This window comes from Acetobacter tropicalis (genome assembly GCF_001580915.1).
Taxonomy (GTDB): domain Bacteria; phylum Pseudomonadota; class Alphaproteobacteria; order Acetobacterales; family Acetobacteraceae; genus Acetobacter; species Acetobacter tropicalis.
This window is the reverse complement of record NZ_LHZQ01000109.1, coordinates 1-3,738: the sequence shown is the minus strand read 5'-3', so window position 1 is coordinate 3,738 and position 3,738 is coordinate 1. Positions and strand designations below refer to the sequence as shown.

Genomic DNA, 3,738 nt, shown 5'->3' with positions numbered 1-3,738 from the left:
GAGAGGGCCTCAAAACCAAGAGGTTTTTCGAACCCTCCACTTTTCTTAAAGGTGTTGCGATACACGCTCAGCCGGCAGATACAATCATAATTCCTATAAATAAAAGTGGATTCGATATAATCAAATTTTCTCGTACTTACGGAAAAAGCTGCTACGAAAATTCTATAGCTTTTGATGAAATAGAGCATATCGAATGCGGGCAACCTTTAGTTGCCGAGGCGGGAAAAAACATATTTGTTCCGCGCATTGAGCATGAACTCGTGTTTATTGAGGTTGTTTCTACAAAACGTCTTGCTCGGCTGGATTTTTTTGATCTGGGGACTGGAGCGTATAGTGGCGATGTTGTTACTGACAACTTTCTATCTCGCATAGAGTTTCTTACAGCTGCTTTAGTATCTTTAGAAGCTAAAAGTAGTCTTCCGGCCCTGTCCGAGCTTTTAAAACATCATGAACATGTTGTGCGGTGGCAGACAGCGCGCCATATGCTCTGCATTGATTTAGAATACACCATTCCTCATGTTAAAAAGCTACAGTTTGACCAAAACATTGATGTTCGTCGAGCTGCGGCAGAGACTCTCTCATTATTAGGAGATAATTTAAATGCCATTTGAAATAAATTTGGAGAATGTCACACAACAAGCTTCCCTTTCAGATGTAGTAGATTATTTTTCCTCGTGCTCAAATGTTGATCGAGACACTCTTACAAATGGAGCCCATGTCTTAAAATCTCTTGCAAATAATGAAAGATTTTTGTCGGAAATTATAACACAGGAAGTAAAGTTACTGTGCAAAAATCAGATAAACAACCCATATTCCGGACAATCGTATCTATTACATCGTGGGGAAAAATTCTTCATACGGGCTGCGTTTTGGCCATGTGTAAAGAATAATTTATTTATCAATAATGGTGCAGAAACCTTCTTTTACGATGTTCCTCATGACCACAACTTTGATTTTCTAACGGTAGGTTATAGTGGTCCAGGATATGCAAGCGATTTTTATGAGTACGACGCGGATTCGCGTATAGGGTTCAATGGAGAGCATATTAATACAAAATATGTTGGCCGCCATATTCTGGAAAAAGGAAAAATAATTTTATACAGGAAAAGTTTTGATATACACTCGCAACTTGCGCCGGAAGATTTTTCAATATCATTGAATATTATTACTGATAACCATCGTGAACTATTAGAGACTCCTCAGTTAATGATGAATAGAGAAATCACAGAATGCGAATATATTAGCAATAGATCATCGATTATTCATTTGTGCAATATGGCGTTGGCGCTAGGCGCAGAGTCTACAGAAATTATCGAGGAAATATCACAGAAGCATAGGTTAGAGTGGGTCAGATTTTCTGCTTACGACGCATTGGCTGGTTCTGATACAAATATTGCGGAAAAGGTATGGGAAAAGGCATCTAGAGATAGTTCATCAAAAATAAGGGAAATTGCTCGTAAGACTCTAAATTGTATTTCAGGAGATTTAGGTAAATGAGTCTCTCCGTAGATTTTTCTAACGTTACAAAAACAATAACGAGAAAAAAAACAAGAATTAACGTACTTTGCAAGTCAACTTTTTCATTCTCGCCTGGTGAGGTATCAGTGTTGCTGGGTCGAAACGGATCGGGAAAGACTACAATATTACGGCTAATTTGTGGTTTAAGTAAGCCGGATTCTGGGAAAATCAAAGTTGGCAATTATGATACGATACAGGATTTTAGGCGTGTATGTGGCTTACTTATAGAGGGAACGCGAGGTTTTTATCCGCGGCTTACCGTAAGGGAAAACATAACATATTTCTCCTCCATAAGAAATAATGGAATTTCCAGAAATATAGATGAACATATCAAAAAATGTGGATTGAAGGAGTATAGTAACGTTTTAGGATTAGATCTTTCTCGTGGTTATCAGCAAAGATTATCATTGGCTTTGGCAACTGTACATTTACCAAGGATTCTCCTTTTGGATGAGCCATCTTTAGCACTCGATGAGTCTGGTATAGATATCGTAAAAATGATATTGGACGAAGGTTTAAATAATAATCTGACAACGATAATAACAACAAATGATCTAAACTTCGCGAAATCAATTTCTTCTAATACCTTGTATGTTAACGAAATAAACGGGCTTTAAAATGAAATTACTAGCATCGGAGATTAAAAGAAATTTTATATTGTCGGTGAGATATCCGATTGAATTTTTTATGTCGATACCTATTTTTATATTATTGTTTTATATTGCAACTGTAGTTGGCGGATATTCCGTAGGAGAACGTATCAACACGCATATTTTTTCTTATGGTTACGTTTTATGGATGCTTTGCATTTCTCTATATAGCGAGATGGCGACGCAAATCATTTCTGACTGCAATATAGGTTGTATAGAGCAAATTATGCTCTCAAAATACGGTTTCAGCAAAATACTCTATATTCGAGCGATTTCATCTATGATATTTAATCTAATAAATATCATTATCATAATGATATTACTGTCGGTAGTGTTAGAAATTCCTCTGCGCATCAATATAATAAAAATATCTTTTTCTTGTTCTGTATTAATATCAGCGCTTTCCATGGGATTTATTGCAGCTTCATATGCACTTTTCTCAAAAAAGCTGGGAATTATATTATTGTTGGGTCAATTTATAGTTGGATTTTTGTTGGTATGGCATCCTTTGTGGGGAAATGGTAATTTTGCAGATTTGTTGTATGCTCTGCCTATATATATGCAAGCTCATGCAGCGTTAACGGGTGATTTTAGGCACGGATTTTGTATTGATTTTATTACTTGTCTAATGTCAAGTTTTGCTTGGCTCCTAATGTCAGTGGTATTATTTAAATACGTTCTGGAAAAAACTATCGATATGGGATCGTTGCACAAATTTTAGGTTGGCGCTACTTGGAGGGATTGAAAAACCGTTAGTTGATGCGCCTAGCTGTCAGGTTGTGAGACGTCATTGGGATGATGTAGGGTGGGCGATACCGCGTTACGCTCCATGGTTTTCTTCCGTTTGCAGGGAGACCGACTGATGCTTCGGAACCATCCACAGGCACGCACGACACCGGCAGATCCGGTCGGAGCCCAGTGAATTGCCCCGGGTTTTGTGGAGACAGAACGACCCGAGAGGTAAGAAGAATTCATGAGCAACAAATCGAAGCGTTTTCCACCTGAGTTTCGTGAACGTGCAGCCCGCATGGTTCTGGAGGAAGAGAAGAACCATCCGTCACGCTGATCCGCAGTGATGATGATAGCGCCAAAGCTGGATATTCATCCTGACACGCTGTCAAAATGGACCCGTCTGCATGAACGACGCGGAAATCTCACAGATGGAGTAATTTTGGATCATTTTCTGGTTGTTCAGGACTTCCTATGCGTCTGATCTGGCTTACCGACGGTTTTCTGTCCTGGCGGGCAGATTCTGGGTAATCCCCCCATTTTTAGTGGGGCATTGAATGAGAATTCAGGCAGCTGTTTTTAGTTTCTGGGCGGGGGTTAGCCCGCTGTTCCCCATGTTGGGTCTGTCATGGTTATATGTCCAGAGCCATTGTGTTGCGACCTCCTGCACGTCCTGAATGCTTTCAAACAAATACTGCTCCAGCCATTCCTGCCGGACAGTTCTGTTGTAGCGTTCAATATAGGCGTTCTGCTGCGGATTGCCCGGTTGTGTATAAATCAGGGTAATCCCCTGCTTTTCGGCCCATGAAACCAACGTATGACTGACATATTCAGGGCCATT

Annotated in this window: 5 protein-coding genes; 4 read left to right on the top strand and 1 reads right to left on the bottom strand. The window is 39.7% G+C overall.

Annotated elements, in window-relative coordinates:
* The 4 genes from AD944_RS16955 to AD944_RS01005 form a co-directional block, all read left to right on the top strand.
* Positions 1–611, top strand: a 611-nt coding sequence (locus AD944_RS16955; RefSeq protein WP_169796350.1) for a HEAT repeat domain-containing protein, incomplete at its 5' end; no start/stop codon positions are given.
* On the top strand, positions 601–1,497 hold the full coding sequence (locus AD944_RS16065) for a hypothetical protein (protein ID WP_145912752.1): 897 nt from the start codon (positions 601–603) through the stop codon (positions 1,495–1,497). The genes AD944_RS16955 and AD944_RS16065, both read left to right, overlap by 11 nt.
* A complete protein-coding gene (locus AD944_RS16060) occupies positions 1,494–2,135 on the top strand; it encodes an ATP-binding cassette domain-containing protein (RefSeq protein WP_082741130.1) in 642 nt (213 codons plus the stop codon). Before AD944_RS16065 ends, AD944_RS16060 begins: the two co-directional genes overlap by 4 nt.
* 70 nt (positions 2,136–2,205) lie before the next feature.
* Positions 2,206–2,889 carry a hypothetical protein gene (locus AD944_RS01005; protein ID WP_146881266.1) on the top strand — a complete coding sequence of 228 codons (684 nt, stop codon included), beginning with the start codon at positions 2,206–2,208 and terminating at the stop codon, positions 2,887–2,889.
* 573 nt (positions 2,890–3,462) lie between these two features.
* Here the strand turns inward: AD944_RS01005 and AD944_RS01000 are convergent.
* A partial coding sequence (locus AD944_RS01000; protein WP_156477228.1) for an integrase core domain-containing protein occupies positions 3,463–3,738 on the bottom strand: 276 nt, incomplete at its 5' end.

What these genes read in the sequence shown, in the direction of transcription:
- AD944_RS16060 (WP_082741130.1), top strand. Translation starts at nt 1,494, where the DNA reads ATGAGTCTCTCCGTAGATTTTTCTAACGTTACAAAAACAATAACGAGA.
- AD944_RS16065 (WP_145912752.1), top strand. Translation starts at nt 601, where the DNA reads ATGCCATTTGAAATAAATTTGGAGAATGTCACACAACAAGCTTCCCTT.
- AD944_RS01005 (WP_146881266.1), top strand. Translation starts at nt 2,206, where the DNA reads ATGTCGATACCTATTTTTATATTATTGTTTTATATTGCAACTGTAGTT.